This is a genomic window from Streptomyces sp. W16, from assembly GCF_033194735.1.
Classification (GTDB): Bacteria; Actinomycetota; Actinomycetes; order Streptomycetales; family Streptomycetaceae; genus Streptomyces.
Genome location: NZ_JAWOAI010001047.1, coordinates 1 through 1,514, shown reverse-complemented (window position 1 = coordinate 1,514; position 1,514 = coordinate 1). Strand labels below are relative to the sequence as shown.

Genomic DNA, 1,514 nt, shown 5'->3' with positions numbered 1-1,514 from the left:
TGCGCCGCTCCGAGCGGGGCACGGCCCGGCTGCTGGACGAGGAGGAGTCCCCGCCCCGCGGCCACCGTCACCGGGCGGCGGCGGGGGCGCATCGGGGCGGTCGGCATGCCGGAGGAAGTACACCGGTCGACTGACCGGTTTCCGCGCACGCGCCCGATGCTTTTCAGCCAACTTCCGGCCACCGCGCATCTGTTGTCCGAACCACCCCCCAACCCCCGTTCCACCTGCACCGAAAGGGTCTGGGAGGGCCTGCGCACCCTACGGGGATTGGCCACTAAGGGGAGGCGTACTTCCCTGCACGGCCCACGAGTGCAACGCTTCGTGATCGAATGCTTCACGCCAAGTTGCCATGTCGACAATGTGCCGGTTGCCGAACTGGTCACCCCGGCACCACTGGACACAGTAGATTCGATCTTGACGTCTTACGGCGGGGGACTCGTGCAGGACCGAGGGGAAACGTGCAGGAGCGACACAACCGAGGAGCCGCGACCACCGAGGGGGGCTTAGCAGTATGAGCCACGACTCCACTGCCGCGCCGGAAGCCGCGGCCCGGAAGCTTTCCGGGCGACGCCGCAAGGAGATCGTCGCGGTGCTGCTGTTCAGCGGCGGCCCCATCTTCGAGAGTTCCATACCGCTGTCGGTGTTCGGAATCGACCGGCAGGACGCCGGAGTTCCGCGCTACCGCCTTCTTGTGTGCGGTGGCGAAGAAGGACCGCTGCGTACGACCGGCGGGCTGGAACTCACCACACCGCACGGCCTGGAGGCGATCTCACGGGCGGGCACCGTCGTCGTGCCTGCCTGGCGGTCGATCACCTCGCCGCCACCGGAGGAGGCACTCGACGCCATCCGCCGGGCGCACGAAGAAGGGGCCCGCATAGTCGGCCTGTGCACCGGCGCCTTCGTGCTGGCTGCGGCGGGCCTGCTGGACGGCCGTCCCGCGACCACCCACTGGATGTACGCGCCGACGCTGGCCAAGCGCTATCCGTCGGTGCACGTCGATCCGAGGGAACTCTTCGTCGACGACGGAGACGTACTGACGTCCGCCGGTACGGCGGCCGGAATCGATCTCTGTCTCCACATCGTGCGGACGGACCACGGCAACGAGGCGGCCGGCGCGCTCGCCCGACGGCTGGTGGTCCCCCCGCGCCGAAGCGGCGGTCAGGAGCGCTACCTCGATCGATCTTTACCAGAGGAGATCGGCGCCGACCCGCTCGCGGAGGTCGTCGCCTGGGCGCTGGAGCACCTCCACGAACAGTTCGACGTGGAGACGCTGGCGGCACGCGCGTACATGAGCAGGCGTACGTTCGACCGCCGCTTCCGCTCGCTCACCGGGAGCGCTCCCCTGCAGTGGCTGATCACGCAGCGGGTGCTCCAGGCGCAGCGCCTGCTGGAGACGTCGGACTACTCGGTGGACGAGGTCGCGGGCCGCTGCGGCTTCCGCTCGCCGGTGGCCCTGCGCGGCCACTTCCGCCGCCAGCTGGGCTCGTCGCCTGCCGCCTACCGGGCCGCGTACC

1 protein-coding gene is annotated in these 1,514 nt (G+C 69.7%); it reads left to right on the top strand.

The window, feature by feature from the left end; genetic code table 11:
- Nucleotides 1-511 precede the first annotated feature (511 nt).
- A partial coding sequence (locus tag R6V09_RS52930; RefSeq protein ID WP_317888526.1) for a helix-turn-helix domain-containing protein occupies nt 512-1,514 on the top strand: 1,003 nt, incomplete at its 3' end.